The organism is Jeotgalicoccus sp. FSL K6-3177 (assembly GCF_038050175.1).
Lineage (GTDB): Bacteria > Bacillota > Bacilli > Staphylococcales > Salinicoccaceae > Jeotgalicoccus > Jeotgalicoccus nanhaiensis.
Genome location: NZ_JBBOSK010000001.1, coordinates 1,685,650 through 1,702,318 on the forward strand (window position 1 = coordinate 1,685,650; position 16,669 = coordinate 1,702,318).

Consider the following 16,669-nt stretch of genomic DNA (forward strand, 5'->3'; position numbering starts at 1 on the left):
ATTTGATCCAATGATTAATGAACATGTCAAATGCACTGAGTGTAATCACCAGTATACCATCAAAATGCATCAGCGAGATTTAATAAAAGATTTACAGTGTGAGAAGTGCAAACAGACATTCACTCACTTCAAACATCTATTTTAGAACCGCCCACTACTATATAGTAGAAAGGCGGATTTTTTACTTACTGAAATGTTCATTATTTATTGTTTTCTTCAAAGTATTCATTTATATTATTATTAAATTTGTCTTTGTCTATAACCTCTTGCTCAAGAAGCACTACATTCTCCTCTAAAAACTGTACTGTCTCTTCGATGTTATTTTTATTATCTTTTCTTTTCATATTCATATCTCCCTATTTCTCAATTATATTATATATGTTAAACAGTTTATTGTTAGTTATTTCTTCATTGAAGAATTGAGAAACCACCATGTGTCCTAGTTTCGCGTTTGATTTCCTTAGTGCAGCATCATTAATCATGGATTCAAAGTCTACAGAAATATCTTTATTAGAGAAGTCTATATTATGTCGATACCCCCCAAAGTTACTTGCAACAAACTTTTGCCAATTACTTTTATCCATGACACCTTCATATGACTTACTTCCTATTACTAGTGCTGGCTTATGCAGAGTATACCCATCTATAACTACTCTACCTGGTCCAATGATTAAATCACTTTTTTGATATTCATTAAGTAATTCTGAATCTTCATACACCCAACCTTTAAAAATTACATTAATATTTTCATTATTAATGTTTTTTTGGAAGTATTGTTCTATGTCATTTCTCAACTCACCGTCGCCAACTATATTTAAAGTTAATTTCTTATTATACTCGTTAAGTACAGGTACAATTTCTTTTATCTTATCTATTATTAATTCTTTATCTTTATCTAATCTGGTTATAACAGAAACAGTTAATGTTTCACTCTTAGTTACTGAAGTAATTTGTTCACTTTTAAACTTACTATAATTTGGGATAACATGTACTTTTTCTTCTGCACCCTCACACTCATCGAGCAATTTATGCTTAACACCTTCAGACACTCCAAATATAGCATCTAAGCTTTCGCTATACTGTCCGACACTATCAGTCCACTTACCATGTAATGTCATAACTAAAGGGAGGTTTAATTCTCTTTTTAGGAACAGACCTACCTTACGACTATCGCCAGGATGCATATGAATAATATTTAAATCATCATTTACTGTACGTTTGATTTTATCTACCGTTTCTCTAGTGTTTTTAAAATCAACATTTACTACATTGAAGCCATCTCTATAAACCTTAGTCAAAAATTCTCCGGGTCTATGAGCGATATATACTTTATATCCTCTATCTCTTGCTTCTAATGCTGTCTGATATACATTGTCCTGCAATCCATTCCGCTCTGATTTTGAATTTAAAATAAATAGAATACCCTTCTTTTTCACTTTAAAATTAGCATTAACTAAATCGGCTGCTTTTTCATTAGGTATAGGATCGTGACCGTTATTAGCATGATAGAAAAGAAATTCTACATTATCCATCTTCAATCTGTATTTTTCACAGGTTTTGATAAATGGCTCATACTGTTCTTTAATATCAGGTTCATGCATTCTATTTTGAATTACTAAAATCTGAGGAATATGATTATGTTTGCGCATCATATTCGTTATAGAGAATCGATCTGAATACGTTTCTAAAATTTCTTTACGCTCCATATCTGGGAATAGCTCTATAAATAACTTTTTAAGAGATAATCCTCTTGCATAAGTAGTAGCATAAAATTGCGGATTATTTACTACTGCTTTAGAACCTTTATGTAAAATACTTAAGCCCATGGACATGAACCCACCTGCTGATGAACCAAAGTATACTGTATTTTCATCATCTACATTTAGTAGATTTAGAATTGCTTTTACAATCTTGCTATATTCTACTAAATAATGTTTATCGGGTGTACCGATACCCCAGCCAATTCTTAAACCGGTATTATGTATTGTCACATCATCAATAAAGATGCAGTTAGCATTATATGAGTCTGCAAAACGACTTCTCATAAATATTGGAGGATCACTTTTCTGTGGGTCATATGCACCATTTGAAAATATAACTGCATTATTATTATCTTTGAGCTTAATCATGAAATAAAAATCTATGTTATCTTTCACTACTTTCAATACATCTGGTGATGCTTCTTTTAAAACATCAATATTTAAATCATCATAAGAAATACTAGTTATTCTTTTCATAATATCCCCCTGTATCAAAAATCATATTACGACAATTTTATCATAAAATAAGATGAGAACTATACTTGATTACAAAACCAAAAGTACCCTGCACCAGTAAGTGCAGGGTACACAACAATTAGGTGCAGCCTAAATAACTACATAATTATAGTGTAAGAACGGCTTTCCACACCGTTCTTAAAATGCCATGAAAACATCGCATTTAATTCTCGATCCATTAGCGAGAACTGAATATATTATAGCATAACTTAAAATGAAAGCACTCCAAATGAGGGATAAAAAACCCCAGAAACCTGATTAGGTGCCTCTGGGGGAATGGTAAGGTAGTATTTTAAATACTATATACACTATATATTTAATATGTAAATAAGACAACATAAAATGCCACCGATTAAGGTGGCAAATGCATTTACATCTCTTAGTCCAATGGTGTAATGATTTGATGACTGAATCATTACATCGACTACTATACTTAAACTCCTGTATTTAATCAAGTTGTATGAAGAAACCACCTGCTGTGAGGTGGTTATAATTAATTATGAAAACTAAAAACCGTATTAGTGAAACGTGTATATCGTTTATAGTCATCCAATTCAAGTTTTACACTATATAACTCTTTTTTTAATCCAGAAAAATCTGAGTAAATTATTTTTATATAGCAATTTGTTTTCTTTACGTCGCTAAAAGAAATCTCAGATATATTATTCTTATTAGAAACTTCTTGACCGAGAATTTCCTCTTCTTCATTAACTAAACTTATTTTTTTTATTTTATACTTTTTATCAAATGATTTTTCTATCTTGATATTAAAAGTGCCGCCTTTATTGGCAATAGTTTTAAGTATAAAATCTGGTTGTAGATCTATACTCTTTAATTTATTACTTTCATTCCTAACTTTAAATGATAGTATCAGCGACCAAATTGCGATTCCTATTGTTAGTAATGAAATGATTATGTTAAATGTTGTCATTTATTCACTCCTATTTGTTATTCTTCCTCTTAAACATACCAAATAACAACAAAACAAACTATATAAGTGAAAAACGTCTAATTTAGAAAGTTAATGTGCAGATGTATGTCTATGTGTAAAGTGAAAAATCACCTCCCCTTAGTGTAATAAGTTGTTATTTTTGTATTAGATACGCTTTTTGTCAAACCTTGTACCTTTACTTTGTTGCAACTGTGGGTATATACTTAGTACATAAATTACTCGCGGGCTATCCGTGGCACCCCTGGCACACGCTGGGGGTTTTGCTATATATTGAGGTATAATATGAAACCATTTAAAACTATTGATCAACAAATTGATATTCTAAAAAGTAGAAATATGAAATTCCATGATGAGGAAAGTGCTAAATATATGCTTAGCAATATTGCGTACTATAGCCTGATAAATGGGTATAAAAGAGTTTTTTGTATCGAAGGCGATAATGGAGAAGATGATTTTCAAGGTAACTACTTTGAAGACATGCTTCAACTTTACGATTTTGACAAGAGACTAAGTGGGATTTTATTTATTTATCTGTCAAGAATAGAGGAAACTCTTAAAAATACTATAGCTTATCAGATATCTAATCATCACGGGTCCCTAGAAAAAGAATATATAAAAGAAAGTATATTTAAAAAGGGAGACCGAAAGTATTATTATAATAATGGCGTTAAAAAATACGAATATGATAATGTAAAATTAGTGAAAATAATGAAATCAGCTATACAAAGCGATGAGACCCCAATTGTACATTATAAAAACAAACATAATAATGTTCCTCCATGGATTTTAGTTAAGCACTTATCTTTAGGGAATTTACTCATGATGTATAAATTATCAAATGTAAAAATTAAAGATAACATCATCGAGAATTTCTTCAGAAATGACTTGACTATAGGGGAGAAAGAAAGACAACTGTTCTCAAACTGTTTTAAAATTATTACACATTATAGAAATAAAGTAGCTCACGGCTACAGAGTCTATAACCATAACTGCAGAATAGAAATCGATAAGCATGCAGTATTAAACTATTTAGATACTACATTCTATAATGAGCAACTCTATCTAAGTGGATTCGGAAAAAAAGGATTATCTTCAGTACTTTTTAGCGTTATTATAATGTCGAGTAAAAGAAATACCGTACGAAGCAATTTTATTTCTGAAATTGAAAATCTATTTAATAATCTAAAGAAAGATAATCCTGATTTACATAAAAAAGTTATTGATGAGTTAGACTTCCCTTCAGATTATAATGATATATTAAGCTACTGCCTATGGTATAAATAAAAATAACCCCTCTTTCGGCAATGACTCCGATTGAGGGGTATGTTTATAGTTGAATTATTTAATTTTTATTATGGTTGTTCAAGCCATATAATGCATCTGTAATTTTCGCGAGAGACTAGTGACGTGTTATTTAACTGCTTCTTTCACGTGCCAGTTCGTAACACCTGATTTATTTTCTTTAGCGTTTAATTTCGTTACAGTGCCCCACAGCTGTTTTCTTTTGTTCGCTGTAGCGAATCCTACACCAGTCAATTTACGGCCGATAGGCGCGAAGAAATAAGCCGTGCTGCTGCCTTTCGCTGCATACTTGAATCGAATCCACCAGTAACCATCAATCATAAATAGATGATCGAAGTTAACGAATGTGCCTTTAGCAAGGAAGCTTGCTTTATCGACTAAGTTTTTAGCCTTGATTCCAGGTCCTGCTGCGTATACTGCAACGCCTTCATTTGCGGTTACAGTAAATGTCCCTGACCAGTGCCAGCCCCAAGTTGAGCGATCGCGTGATGTGGACACCTTCTTAACTGTCAGTGTCTGCCCTGGTTGAATTGTTGCTGATTTAAGGTTATTCAGTGATTTAAGCGCATCGACGGTTGTTTTATTCGCTGTTGCAATACCCCAAAGTGTATCGCCTTTCTTAACTGTATACTTACCGTTTGATGCTTTTTGCGCATTGGCTTTCGGGGCAGTCGTTGTCGGTTTAGATACGCCAGACGATGCACCGCCTTTAATCGCATCCATATGCTGTTGCACACGTCTAACGAACCAATCCCAATAACCGTGAGCACGCATTTTGTGCGGACAATCTTTACGGCTCCAGTGCCAGTGCTGACGTAATCTATCCGTGCCCCAACCGTATTGAAGAAGAACGTGCGCACTGTATAATGTAGCGTTCTCCTGTCCTTGTAAATATCGTTCGGACATTGAACCAGAGTATCCATTATCCATCGAACGTGCAATCTCAACGCCAATAGATGCACGGTTACCCTGCCCCTGTCCGTCGCCTGCATGCCAGGCATTTCGGTTGAACGGAATTGCTTGTACAACTTCATTTTCATCAATTGCTACATGATAAGATGTTTGATTCCAGTTACTGTTCATGTAGGAAATTTCATTACGTGCTGATGCAGTATTACCTGTATTATGGATTGTAAGGTATTTAGGATTCATCGCATAAGGCGCTTTAACGTTGAACATGGATGAGGGTGTCCACATATTAATTATTTTGTAACTCATATTAACATTCCCTTTCGTATCGTTATCCCAAGTAGCCAAGCCCTCTGATTCAATCAGATTAATGAGCTTATTGGCATACTGCGGGTCTGTTGCATATCCGGATGACTGCAACGCTCTTGCTTGTGATTTATAATCAGTAGCGTTGAGCACATTTTTATAATTTTGTGTTCGCCATGGTGTGGACGTAAAAAAGCTACCGTGATCTAAAATCGATTCACGATAGCTTGGATATTTTTTAAATTCTGCTTTCACAGTTGTCCACTGGCCGTTTAAATATTCCTTGGTATTTATACTGTAAGAGCTGCCGTTATAGTTACCTTTAATACCGAATAAATTATTCGCATTACGCGCTAATTCTGATGTTCCTCGCGCAGACTCTAAGATAGCTTGAGCCACTGTGACTGAAGGTAAGATTTTAGAATCTCCATAAGCTGCAATCACATGAACTTTTATTGAGTTCAGAAAACTACTCATTGCCTCCACGTTCCATTTCGTCAAATTCATCATCTAGCTGCTTTTCAACATCAACTTCTTCGTCGGCCGCAAAGCCGCAAAAACAATCTTCTGCGCCCTCTTCAACGACTACATTCTCAGGGTCGTGCGCTTCGCCGACACCGCCGTACTCTTGGTTCCGTGTCCATACGTCTTGCGCTTCTTTTTCTGCTTGAGTTTTTTTATCAGTCATTTAAGTTCACTCCTTCATTAAATTTAGGCATAAAAATAGCACCTCACTTTTCAGTAAGATGCTTATACACTCTCTTTGATTCCATCTGTTGTTTTGCTTGCGACATCATATAATCCCGATGCAGCTAATCCACTGATCAGACCGCCAAGAATTTGACCGCCGGTTGATAAGTTTGTGTTCAGTTCCGGCACAAACAAAGTTGCTGCCCCAACGACTGTACCAATAACCATACTGATTAATGGCATCAACTTCGCGGGAATGGCTGTTGTCTTTTTAATGACTTGAACCACACCAGCAGTAACTGCAGTAATGATACCTGCGAAAATTAAAATAGCTTCCAATGCTACTCACCTCCTTCAAGTTCTTTAATACGCTTTTCAAGGCAAGTGATTTTTTCGCGCAACACATGATTTTCTTTTTTTAATTTAATGTTCCGCTCTTTTAAATCATCATTCCATGATTCGTATTGTGTGATAATCAAGTTGATTCTGTTCATATGACTGTCGTCTCTTTTTGGCTTATTACTGATATAGTTACCAATCAATCCGCCTACCGCGGTAATCACTGCCACTATAATCAATGCAACGTATTCCGTAATCATAAAACTACACCCGCCTAACTAATTCGAAGCTAAAATATGTCCATGAGGCTGATAATAGCCACACGGTGTTTGGCGGCGGGGAGATGATAAAAGACACGGTAAATACGCTCCATAATGTTAGTAATAGCATTGATGCGATGAATAGTAATTTCCGTTGATTTAACCAATGGCTCATCAATATAACTGTGGCTAAACCGATAAAGAACCCACCGATTTGATACGGCTCCAGGATATTACTGATTAAATTGTACACATCGTAACTTCTTAAAATCGACGGCTGGACGGATATCCACACACCATATATCAGTGCAAAAAATGCAACTGGGTACAACAGCACTTTTACTTTTTCATTTCGAATCACTTTGTTAACGACTTGCTTATTTCTTTCACTCACATTGAACCCACCCCTTTCGTTGTAATAAAAAAGACACCTACAATGAGGTGTCTAAATAAATGTTTTTAATCTAATTTACTTGAAGAAACAAATCCGCTCGTCCGTACTGACCCATTCTTTTCTCCGCAGTACGGACACTCAATAAATTCTGTGTCTATACCACCTGGATAATATGGACCGTGTTGTGACCATTTAAATTCTTTATTGCACTTTCCACACGTTTTTCTGTTCCCTTTTGAGTCATTAATATGATTGTAGTAGCTCACAAATGTTACAGCCTCCTAGTGTTTGATATTTAAAGGATACCAAAGATTAATCTTAATTACTCTGCAGGCTCATCTGTGTAATCTAATAATGGTGCATCTGTCTGTTCTTCGGTGTCTGCCGGTTCTTCTTCTGCAGCATCAAGTTCTGCAATTTGTTTTAACAGTGCTTCACGCTTTAATTCTTTCTCTGATTTAACCGGTGGTATAAGTTCCGCGCCGTCTTTAACTGAAAGCTCCCCATCTTTAAATTGGACTTTATCGATTTGTGGGATAAGCCATTCATCGACGATGAACATGGTTCCATTGCGTTCTGGCGTAAAAGCTATACCATGCATATACAAATCTATCTTTCCATCGTCATCCGTGGAGGTAATGAATAATTTAGTTCTAGATGGCATCGACTCCCTTTGGTTATCAAGTAAAGAATCGTAGATATTAAGCATGGAATTCCCCCTTATTAATTCTAAATAAAATTTCATTCCCTGAATATGCGCTGTCTAATTGAACTTCAACATAAAGACTGACAGTTCGATAATCAGGAACAATATTAAATAAAGCTTGTAAATCACATCGTATACGACGGAAATCCATTTCTGCATCATCATTCTGGCGCCTAATAAGAAATCGTTCGCTCGCAACAACGGTTCCTGGAAAATCTCTAACCGTCACTATTGCATGCGCAGAAGTACTTTGACTCCTTTCTGATAATCCAGTTGCAATTACAAGATCTAAAAATCGCCCTTTATATTGGTCGTCAATATATTTAACTCTTTGATTATCATAACTATCCCACATTAAATTTCTTCCTTGGAAAGATACAATACTTCCAGTATAAAAATCTATTATATTAGCTACTCGGGAACCACGCATATAACCATCTTCCATGACAATTCTTCCGTCTTTGCCATAGATAGTCATAAATCCCTCGCTTACGATAATTCCATCAGGACTAATTTCAACATAAGCGTCCGAGTTATTTTTACTCCGCATCACAAAACGGCTACCTGTAACATTTAGATAACCGTCTGCAGATTCAATATTCATTTCATTCGTCAGCCATAGTGTGCCTGCATACAGTGCATCAGCGAGTATGCCTTTTGCTGTGGCAATGACTTTCGGTGTCCGGCCACCGTCCTGCGAGATATACCAACCTTCACTGTTCAAACCGAATACGTTATTCGGATTCGGTTTACTAATCGCCATCATACCGAAGTCTCCGAAGATGATTTCAGAAGATGCCGCATGAATCGCGTTTATCATGTCCATGCCAACCTGTTCTAAGCTGATAACAGGCAGTTTCAACTTACCTGTGAGTAAGTCTGCAAAACGTTTGGATAAGCTATTAATATTCGCTTTGTGCCTTTCGCCAATAGACTGACTGCCGAAAGTTACATCACAAGCGATAATATTATCTTTTTCATCGTATGTGGTCACAATCTTATTCAAACGTATCTCTTTTTCTAAACTAATACGTTCATCATGCAACCAAACTCGGTCACCTTTGACCGGCACAGCGATGTCGTACCCCATTTGTCTAACATCGTGCAGCGTCCCCTCAATCGTGATTGCGAGGGACTCTTCGACCGCTTTCTTCATAGCTTCTTGAAGTGTGTCGATTTGCGATATACGACCATCCACAATTGGAGGTCCTTCATCCGGCAATTGACCTGGCTTGGTGACTATTTCTGCGAGTGGAGAAAGATAATCGTCTTGTAGCCCCGCATTGTTAAAGTAATCTTCTTCGCCTTCTTCAAAATCACCAAAACCACGGATATACGTGAACATTCCACTTGCATCAATATTTTCTGATACATTACTAGCGTTCAGTCTGTACTTGTACATATAATTCGTATCATTGCCAATTAAGTGCTTCATGTAGACTGTTCTACCTTGAATCTCAAACTCATAGTTGTAACGGTCAAGCAAGCGTTTAAATAGCTCTAGACGGTTACTGCCCTTGCCAAATCCTTCAATCGTCACTGCAGGACTAAAGTCGACTAATACAAAGTTAAATCCTGTACCCTCGAACACTGTTCTAAATGCACTGTTCGCAGTGTGGGAGCCGTCGTGATTCTCATGAATAATCGATTTCGAAAATCCCCAATAAAAAAGAGGCATCGCTCTAACGTTTAAGTTAAAGCTTTGACCTCTCGTCTGCCGTTTGATGTTGACGGCTTTATATATGATGTTGTTGTAATCAAACTCCCACAGTTTATCTATAGATAATAAATCAAGATTGTTATTCTTCTGTTGCGGAATACGTAACTCTAGATCTTCGTTGCCATTTAATTCAGATGTGACAGTTTTCTTCGCTAATATAGGATATTCATTATTTTGGTAATCTCTAGCGGTTAATATAGTCTTTCACCCCATTTCTGACATTAAAAGACACCTGCTTATGATGTCTTTTAATCTTAATAGAAATTTATAACAAAGTTATTTCAAATTTGGTCCTCAGACGATAGACATTGCCTTCTTTAGCTACTTCGTTATTGTCTGCCAAATCGAAATAAATTTTGTTGTACGAAACTTCCTCAATTCGCGTGTTTTCGCTTAAATCAGTCACTCTCTCGAGTACTTCGACATTAACACTTGCGGTAGAACCATAAACATTTATGACATTAACACTACTCTTTTCTTGATGAATTGGAGCAGTTTTAGTTAAGTCATTTTCTATGACATCGACATCGCTATAAGCTTTATCTGTAAATTGTTTATTAATAGGACACATTCCTAAATATATATAGTTTAAAGTTGCATCCCTTAAAAATTTCACACTACTTTCCATAGTCAGTCCATCGCCAGTAAACTTAAATGATTTGAAATGAGTAGCTAGCTTCTGATTGTCAGGAAATGTTTGGGAATCTCTATAAAGATTACTCCCCGCCACAAACTCTACTGATTCATAATGAGTAAGAGTACTGGGGATGTCTGAAATACCTCCATCAATTTTAACTTTAAAGAAGTTTTGAATTTCATCTCCATGTGCAATACCACCGATTCCGTCACTAGTGTTCACTTCTCTTATCGCGCAATCCCAGGCACCGCCATGCACTATCTCTGTACCACTTGTGAAAGTATTATCCATGTTCCGTGTGACTGCCTTGGCACCATTTAAAGTATTGACTTTAACATTCGAATATTTATCTCCATCGATATAATCTAGCTCTTTATGTTCAATAAGGTATTGTGTGAAACGTTTGGGGTTAGCTTTTGATTGAACATAAACTAAATAATTATCTCCCTCTTTTTTCGCTAACACTTTTTCGTTAAGCGTTTTTGCCACTGCATTTTTAAATGAATCAGCTAAAGCGCCCATTAAAGTTCCGTAAGCATTTGAAAGCAGCAGTATTTTTCTATCATCAAAGAATCCGCCAGTTCCAAATTCTGCACCTGATTGTGGAGGTGCTGTAGATTTTACGATTTTTGGAGTTGTTTCCGACATATCTATATAGAGCGTAGTATTACGTTCTAATCTAAACTCCTGATTAGTAATTGAAAATAACGTTGTACCGCTGCTAATAAATATCCTTAAGTCATTAATATAAAGATCTAAGAAGTTTCCGTTGTCATAAGCGTTACCGATGTTTACTCCTAATTTATAATTGGTATTGTAGATTCTGTTATTGATAAAAGTATTCAAAGTCCTTTCCGTTATAGAACTATCCATAATTTTCGGTGATGTAATCGCACCTTCTTGCACTTTAACCGTACTGACAGAATTACCGGCTAATTGTAATTCTCCTACGCCATTTTGAACAATGTGTTCCGGCCGAACTGCATCATCTGCAAGCACTCTGTAATTAACTGCTCCATCTGCAAGAAGGTTTGTTGATATTCCTTTATCAGATAGAATTCTCTCCGAACTTACCTTACCGTCGTATAGTTCTTCCAACATTCTATTTAATTCGTTCCGGAACATTCTATTTAGGATACTTCCCAATATAGTCCTTGCCACTTTCTCACCTCATTAAAATGAAGCCGACATAAATGCCGACTTCTAAAATTTATTTATAATAATATTTAAAGCTGAACCACACTTCACTGAATGTAGCGCCTGTGATTTCGAATTGATTATCACCCGGAACCAAACTAACAAGTCTTCTGTTTGAATCTCTGAATGCATTAACAGTGCCGTCTAGTATATTCATCCCTCGTAAACTAATATGTCGCTCCGATAAGTTTTTTGTCAGTCGAAACTCTTCGCCAGTTGTGAGGTTTCTTAAAGACAACGTGCCTGGTGTGGATGTCTTACTTATTTGAACTACTAGCTCCATACTTTCAGGTTCCACCGTCACATTACCTGCGTTATATACTGTGAAATTACTTTCAGTAAATCGATACTTCGCTTTCTCATCGTCAATGTTATCGACTAAGCCATATTTTTCAGCCGTTGCGGAATAACCGCTGTCGTTCAATTCTAAGGTTGTATAAATCGATTCGAAATAAGGTAAATCTGTCGTCTCAAATTCGATCGTAAAAGTACTTGCAAGCGTTGTATCATCGATTTCAGAGTTGTTCACCATAGCGACCTTAATCTGCTTACCATTGACGTATTCGGGCTCTTCTAGTTGAAGTTCTCCTGTCCTTTGTCCGGGAGATTCATATTCAACAGTTACGTCTTTTATACGCATTTCACGCAATAGTAACTCGTCGTCAAATAGTTCATTTATAGAATCTCTTAAATGTGCAATGTCATGCATGTCATAAGCTGTCGCTTGTACAGTCAGCGTAATCGTTCTGTATTCATCTTCTGAATGGTAATTAATCCTTCCGGGTCGTCCATCTGAATAGTCACTGCCGGAACGCTTTTTAATGCCTGAAGCCATAAAAGAAAGCACCTCTAGTGAGGTGCCTGTGATATCATTATCTGACACTAAATACGATGTGCCATTTTTAATTAATTCTGCATCGACTGTCTTAATTTAAAGCACCTCCTAGAATGCTAAACTGTCGTCTATTGCATCTTCTTCCTGAATATAACTGCGGATCATTTCCACATCACCTTCGTTGCGGACTGTGATGTTCACTTGTGGACGTTGCGTTTCGATGCCTGATGTGATGTCTGCGTCCACTGTATTACGCAACTCACGATTGAAATTATCGATTTGTCCATCTATATCAGCAGTCGTCGTTAAATCAGGAGCGAATGAATCCGTCATATCTTTAGCGACATCCGTTACTGCACCAATCGCCCGACTAGCCATACGATTAATACCAATTTCCAGTCCTTGCATAGTGTACTCACCGAATGAGCGGAATACTCGTGAAGGAGAGTTAATGCCGAGTAATCTTTTAGCAGCTCCAATCGCGCTATCTACAACACCAGTAACTGCAGAAACTGCATCTTCAGCCATTCCTTTAATACCTTCAATCAATCCTGATACTAAGTCTGCCCCAGCACTCACCATGTCGCCAACGAAACCACCGATTTCTGAAACGATATTGCTACCCATCGTTGCCACTTCACTCACAGCATTCGCACCACCTGAAATGATTTCAGATACAAAATCAGCCATCGCAGAAATAATTTCGCTGACCATATCTGCACCAAAACTGATTATCTCGGATACAGCTTCAGCGGCAAAACTTACAAATTCACTGATTGCATCTGCTGTACCACTTGCGATACCTGAAACAAACTCTGACATACTGGATATAATGTTGCTTACTAAATCTGCACCAAAACTGACGATGCTTGAAATCGTATCAGACACCCAAGATGTGAAATTGCTATAGGCTTCACTTAATTTTGATGCAATATTTGATGCGAATTCACTTAATGACGATACGATGTTCGACACCAAATCAGCACCAAACTGTATGATTGCAGCGATTGTTTCAGAAATCCACGTATTGAATCGTTCTTTGGCTTCAATGAGTTTCGTCATAATAGTCAATGCGAATTCCGTTAAAGCAGTTCTTATTGTCTCAACTAAATTGACTCCGAATTCAATAATGGATTCAATAACACCAGTTATCCATTCAGAAAACTTAGCTTTTGCTTCAAGTAACTTCGTGAGAATGGTTAGCGCAAATTCAGCAAGCGTTGTACGTATACTTTCAATTAATCCGGCGCCCCATTCAAGGAATGCGGCGAGTATTTCAGAAATCCATGTCGTAATTTTCTCCCACGTTTGAGCCAGTCCTTCGGAAATAATTGTAACAATCGTATTCCACAACGCTTCAAAAATCCCTTGGCCTTCTTCACGGAAACCGTTGAAAGTATCGATGATTAACTGGACGCGTTCTTGAATAAATGTTGAGATAAACGTCCAGGCCGTGTTTACTATGTTTCGGAACCATTCTATTTCGTTGTAAGCAGCAACTAAAGCAATTACAAGCATACCTATAGCTCCAATTACTATGCCTACTGGTCCAGAAAGTAGTGAAAATGCACTGCCGAGTAATGCGATTGCACCTTTAACCAGTGCGGATTGAGTAAATATTCTAACCAACATACCGATAAACGGCACTAACACTTTAGTCACAACTAGAATTGTTGGCACAAGCATCATGAATATGCCTGCCAATGTCGTTATGATACCGATGACCTGCGCAACTATTGGATTCGTCTTAAACAGCTCTGCCGTCCATGCAATAATCGCATTAACAACTTCAAGCACAACTTGTGCGATTGGAGCCATCGCAACTGCAAAGTTCACAACCATCATGACGATATTTCCAATTAGACTGACGACTGTTGGTCCATTCGTTTGAATGTAATCAATGAATTTCTGGAATCCGTCGGATTCTTTAATAGTGGCGGACCATTCTCTAAATCGCTCCATCATATCGACTAATCCATCTAAAACGTGTGAGCTGTTCTCTCCAAAAGCAGCGAATAAATCAATAATACCGTGAAAGGCATCGCTGAATATTGAACTGATTTTCGGCATATTCTCCATTACGTAGTTAGTAAAATCGTGGAAGCCGTTTGTTTCAGCCATTCTGTCTGCCCAGTTAGCAAAAGAAGTGCCTAAATTCTCGAAGCCTTGTGCTACCCACTCAATTAGCGGCATTGCCGCGTTAAGCATATCTATTAAGCCCTTACCGAATTGACCGGCACCCCGAGCGATGTTTTCAAAGACAGCGACACCTTTATTATTTAAGTTATCGAAGAACCTCAACATCGTCGGGCTTTCTTGTGTAAATGTTTTAAATTCATTCGTCATGGAACGTACTGAATCGACCACTTGATTAATAAATGGTGTAATACCTTCTAGTGCGAATTGAGCAGCATAAATCGCTTGCCCCATTGTCATGAATACTTTATCTATGTTTTGGTCGACAATGCCACTCCACACCGACTTAATGCTATCTAGTGCACGTGTGAATGCTTCTGATGCTTGTGTCGCTTCAAAGGCTTCATCGTTGTAGCGTGCCAGTACAGAAGCTACTAGACCACCATATGCAGCAGCACCAAGTCCAGCTATACCGAATGCACCAACAAGCGCAAGAAGATTACCAACTGTCACACCTAAGGCGTTACCTAACATCATAACGACGGAAGTTAAGCTTGCGATAATCGGAATTAGAGCACTGAATGAAGCGATTAGTCCGCCACGGATAACATTCCCAATTACCGTACCTACCGCAGAAATCATTTTCGCAAGTCGCATGAGCTCGTTTTGGAAATTGTCGTTCATCCGGTCTACTTCATTTACGAATTTATTGAAGTTATCTCTCTTTACTTCGAATTTCGCGACAATCGGTCTTGCGAATTTACGCTTTACGCGGGTAAAAATACTATCTATTTCTTTAAACTCTTTAACAAAAGCGCCAGTATCAATATCGTGCCATCTACCTTTAGCATCTTGATAATGTTTATCGAAATCTATAACGGACTTTTTCGCTCCGAATATTGCTTCAGTAAAGCTAGAAGCATCACCGAGGATTCTCTTTTTTATTGTGCTCGATTGAAAACGTTTAGCCATAGCTTCCGCTTGTAATAACCCACGGCGGAATTTACTAATATCGGCATCAACTTCAGTTTCGATCTCGTTTGGTAATGCTGTAGCCATCGCTGCTGCTTTTTTTACATTACGCTCAAAGTTACGGATATTCGCTTGAATTTCTGCTATAAATCGACTGACATTATCCATTGCTCCACCCCTTTCTTACTTATCTATTTTGAATTTTTATTATCTAACCATCCTTGTAAGGCTCGTTGTCTCACAATACGTTTTGCACGTTCATGCTTACGCTTTTGTTCTTTATCGAATTCATAAGATGATTTTGTTTGATTGATCAGCGCACGTTCTTCATCAAGCTTTTTACTGATGGCTTTAACGTTTTTACCATTGTTTAATTGAGCGAACATAATGGATTGTGTACGCATATCTTCCAACCCGTCTAATCGGCGGTGCCTGGCACCTTTAATCATTTGCTCCCATTCATGCGGAGTCAGTAATTCCAACTCTGGAACAGGAATATAGCCGATTAACTGGATTGTTTTTTCAATTACATAATCAAAGTTTAAGCCTTGCTTTCGTACGGTGGATTGCCTGTGATTTCCTCGTACAGTTCGTGGAACATTTCGATTGAGCCCTTCTGTTTCTCTTTCTCCTCGCCTTTCAATTTCGAGTAAGAACGTTTCATCATGAACCATAGTGTCTGTAGCTTTCCCTTGTAGTAGCCATCTTCATTTAGTAAACGCAAAGCTCCCACAAAGTAGGGTTTTAAATCTTCTGTATCAGCAATTTCTGAAATTGTATTTGCGATATCCTCGAATTGAGGGGCTTCTTTGACATAGTGAGATGTCGCACAGTGCCAAAACTCAATTAATTTATCGGCATCTTGCTGCATCAAACCCATAAAAATAGATGTCACACCATCGCCTTTTTGCTGTTTACCTGTTTCTTCATTCACTTCGTTTTCAGCATACTGTTTAGCTGTCTTACCAAATAAATAAGTCCCTTTTGCTGTATAAGTTTTATCGTTAATTTTTAATTCCTTAATTGCTTCAGTCATAA

General features: G+C 37.2%; 15 protein-coding genes. 1 reads left to right on the forward strand and 14 read right to left on the reverse strand.

The window, feature by feature from the left end:
* Nucleotides 1-200: 200 nt before the first annotated feature.
* The 3 genes from MHH58_RS08370 to MHH58_RS08380 form a co-directional block, all read right to left on the reverse strand.
* Entirely contained in the window at nucleotides 201-344 is a 144-nt protein-coding gene (locus MHH58_RS08370; RefSeq protein ID WP_341345610.1) for a hypothetical protein, read from the reverse strand.
* 12 nt (nucleotides 345-356) lie between these two features.
* Nucleotides 357-2,237, reverse strand: coding sequence for a glycosyltransferase (locus MHH58_RS08375; RefSeq protein ID WP_341345611.1), 1,881 nt, complete (start codon nucleotides 2,235-2,237; stop codon nucleotides 357-359).
* A 532-nt stretch (nucleotides 2,238-2,769) separates the two neighbouring features.
* On the reverse strand, nucleotides 2,770-3,207 hold the full coding sequence (locus MHH58_RS08380; RefSeq protein WP_341345612.1) for a hypothetical protein: 438 nt from the start codon (nucleotides 3,205-3,207) through the stop codon (nucleotides 2,770-2,772).
* Between the two features lie 303 nt (nucleotides 3,208-3,510).
* On the opposite strand from MHH58_RS08380, the gene MHH58_RS08385 reads away from it, so the two are divergent.
* Nucleotides 3,511-4,512, forward strand: coding sequence for an Abi family protein (locus MHH58_RS08385; protein WP_341345613.1), 1,002 nt, complete (start codon nucleotides 3,511-3,513; stop codon nucleotides 4,510-4,512).
* 126 nt (nucleotides 4,513-4,638) lie between these two features.
* On the opposite strand, the gene MHH58_RS08390 is transcribed toward MHH58_RS08385, so the two are convergent.
* The 11 genes from MHH58_RS08390 to MHH58_RS08440 all read right to left on the reverse strand — a co-directional run bounded on the left by MHH58_RS08390 (nucleotide 4,639) and on the right by MHH58_RS08440 (nucleotide 16,667).
* Nucleotides 4,639-6,222, reverse strand: coding sequence for a glucosaminidase domain-containing protein (locus MHH58_RS08390; protein ID WP_341345614.1), 1,584 nt, complete (start codon nucleotides 6,220-6,222; stop codon nucleotides 4,639-4,641).
* On the reverse strand, nucleotides 6,215-6,433 hold the full coding sequence (locus tag MHH58_RS08395; RefSeq protein ID WP_341345615.1) for a hypothetical protein: 219 nt from the start codon (nucleotides 6,431-6,433) through the stop codon (nucleotides 6,215-6,217). Before MHH58_RS08395 ends, MHH58_RS08390 begins: the two co-directional genes overlap by 8 nt.
* 62 nt (nucleotides 6,434-6,495) lie before the next feature.
* The gene (locus tag MHH58_RS08400) at nucleotides 6,496-6,774 is read right to left on the reverse strand and encodes a holin (RefSeq protein WP_341345616.1); all 279 of its coding nucleotides are present in this window, start codon (nucleotides 6,772-6,774) and stop codon (nucleotides 6,496-6,498) included.
* A 2-nt stretch (nucleotides 6,775-6,776) separates the two neighbouring features.
* The gene (locus MHH58_RS08405) at nucleotides 6,777-7,034 is read right to left on the reverse strand and encodes a hypothetical protein (RefSeq protein WP_341345617.1); all 258 of its coding nucleotides are present in this window, start codon (nucleotides 7,032-7,034) and stop codon (nucleotides 6,777-6,779) included.
* Nucleotides 7,035-7,750: 716 nt separating this feature from the next.
* Entirely contained in the window at nucleotides 7,751-8,092 is a 342-nt protein-coding gene (locus tag MHH58_RS08410; protein ID WP_341345618.1) for a hypothetical protein, read from the reverse strand.
* Between the two features lie 37 nt (nucleotides 8,093-8,129).
* A complete protein-coding gene (locus tag MHH58_RS08415; RefSeq protein WP_341345619.1) occupies nucleotides 8,130-9,812 on the reverse strand; it encodes a phage tail protein in 1,683 nt (560 codons plus the stop codon).
* 307 nt (nucleotides 9,813-10,119) lie between these two features.
* A complete protein-coding gene (locus tag MHH58_RS08420; protein WP_341345620.1) occupies nucleotides 10,120-11,592 on the reverse strand; it encodes a hypothetical protein in 1,473 nt (490 codons plus the stop codon).
* A 109-nt stretch (nucleotides 11,593-11,701) separates the two neighbouring features.
* Entirely contained in the window at nucleotides 11,702-12,523 is an 822-nt protein-coding gene (locus MHH58_RS08425; RefSeq protein ID WP_341345621.1) for a hypothetical protein, read from the reverse strand.
* 108 nt (nucleotides 12,524-12,631) lie between these two features.
* On the reverse strand, nucleotides 12,632-15,799 hold the full coding sequence (locus MHH58_RS08430) for a hypothetical protein (RefSeq protein WP_341345622.1): 3,168 nt from the start codon (nucleotides 15,797-15,799) through the stop codon (nucleotides 12,632-12,634).
* Nucleotides 15,800-15,822: 23 nt separating this feature from the next.
* Complete coding sequence (locus MHH58_RS08435) at nucleotides 15,823-16,113, reverse strand: hypothetical protein (RefSeq protein WP_341345623.1); 291 nt, start codon at nucleotides 16,111-16,113, stop codon at nucleotides 15,823-15,825.
* Between the two features lie 59 nt (nucleotides 16,114-16,172).
* Complete coding sequence (locus MHH58_RS08440) at nucleotides 16,173-16,667, reverse strand: tail assembly chaperone (protein WP_341345624.1); 495 nt, start codon at nucleotides 16,665-16,667, stop codon at nucleotides 16,173-16,175.
* Nucleotides 16,668-16,669: the final 2 nt, after the last annotated feature.

Excerpts from the sequence above, each read along its gene's own strand:
- MHH58_RS08390 (WP_341345614.1), bottom strand. The coding sequence starts at position 6,222 with ATGAGTAGTTTTCTGAACTCAATAAAAGTTCATGTGATTGCAGCTTAT.
- MHH58_RS08440 (WP_341345624.1), bottom strand. The coding sequence starts at position 16,667 with ATGACTGAAGCAATTAAGGAATTAAAAATTAACGATAAAACTTATACA.
- MHH58_RS08395 (WP_341345615.1), bottom strand. The coding sequence starts at position 6,433 with ATGACTGATAAAAAAACTCAAGCAGAAAAAGAAGCGCAAGACGTATGG.
- MHH58_RS08370 (WP_341345610.1), bottom strand. The coding sequence starts at position 344 with ATGAAAAGAAAAGATAATAAAAATAACATCGAAGAGACAGTACAGTTT.
- MHH58_RS08405 (WP_341345617.1), bottom strand. The coding sequence starts at position 7,034 with ATGATTACGGAATACGTTGCATTGATTATAGTGGCAGTGATTACCGCG.
- MHH58_RS08375 (WP_341345611.1), bottom strand. The coding sequence starts at position 2,237 with ATGAAAAGAATAACTAGTATTTCTTATGATGATTTAAATATTGATGTT.
- MHH58_RS08415 (WP_341345619.1), bottom strand. The coding sequence starts at position 9,812 with ATGCCTCTTTTTTATTGGGGATTTTCGAAATCGATTATTCATGAGAAT.
- MHH58_RS08425 (WP_341345621.1), bottom strand. The coding sequence starts at position 12,523 with ATGGCTTCAGGCATTAAAAAGCGTTCCGGCAGTGACTATTCAGATGGA.
- MHH58_RS08430 (WP_341345622.1), bottom strand. The coding sequence starts at position 15,799 with ATGGATAATGTCAGTCGATTTATAGCAGAAATTCAAGCGAATATCCGT.
- MHH58_RS08380 (WP_341345612.1), bottom strand. The coding sequence starts at position 3,207 with ATGACAACATTTAACATAATCATTTCATTACTAACAATAGGAATCGCA.
- MHH58_RS08420 (WP_341345620.1), bottom strand. The coding sequence starts at position 11,592 with ATGTTGGAAGAACTATACGACGGTAAGGTAAGTTCGGAGAGAATTCTA.
- MHH58_RS08410 (WP_341345618.1), bottom strand. The coding sequence starts at position 8,092 with ATGCCATCTAGAACTAAATTATTCATTACCTCCACGGATGACGATGGA.
- MHH58_RS08385 (WP_341345613.1), top strand. The coding sequence starts at position 3,511 with ATGAAACCATTTAAAACTATTGATCAACAAATTGATATTCTAAAAAGT.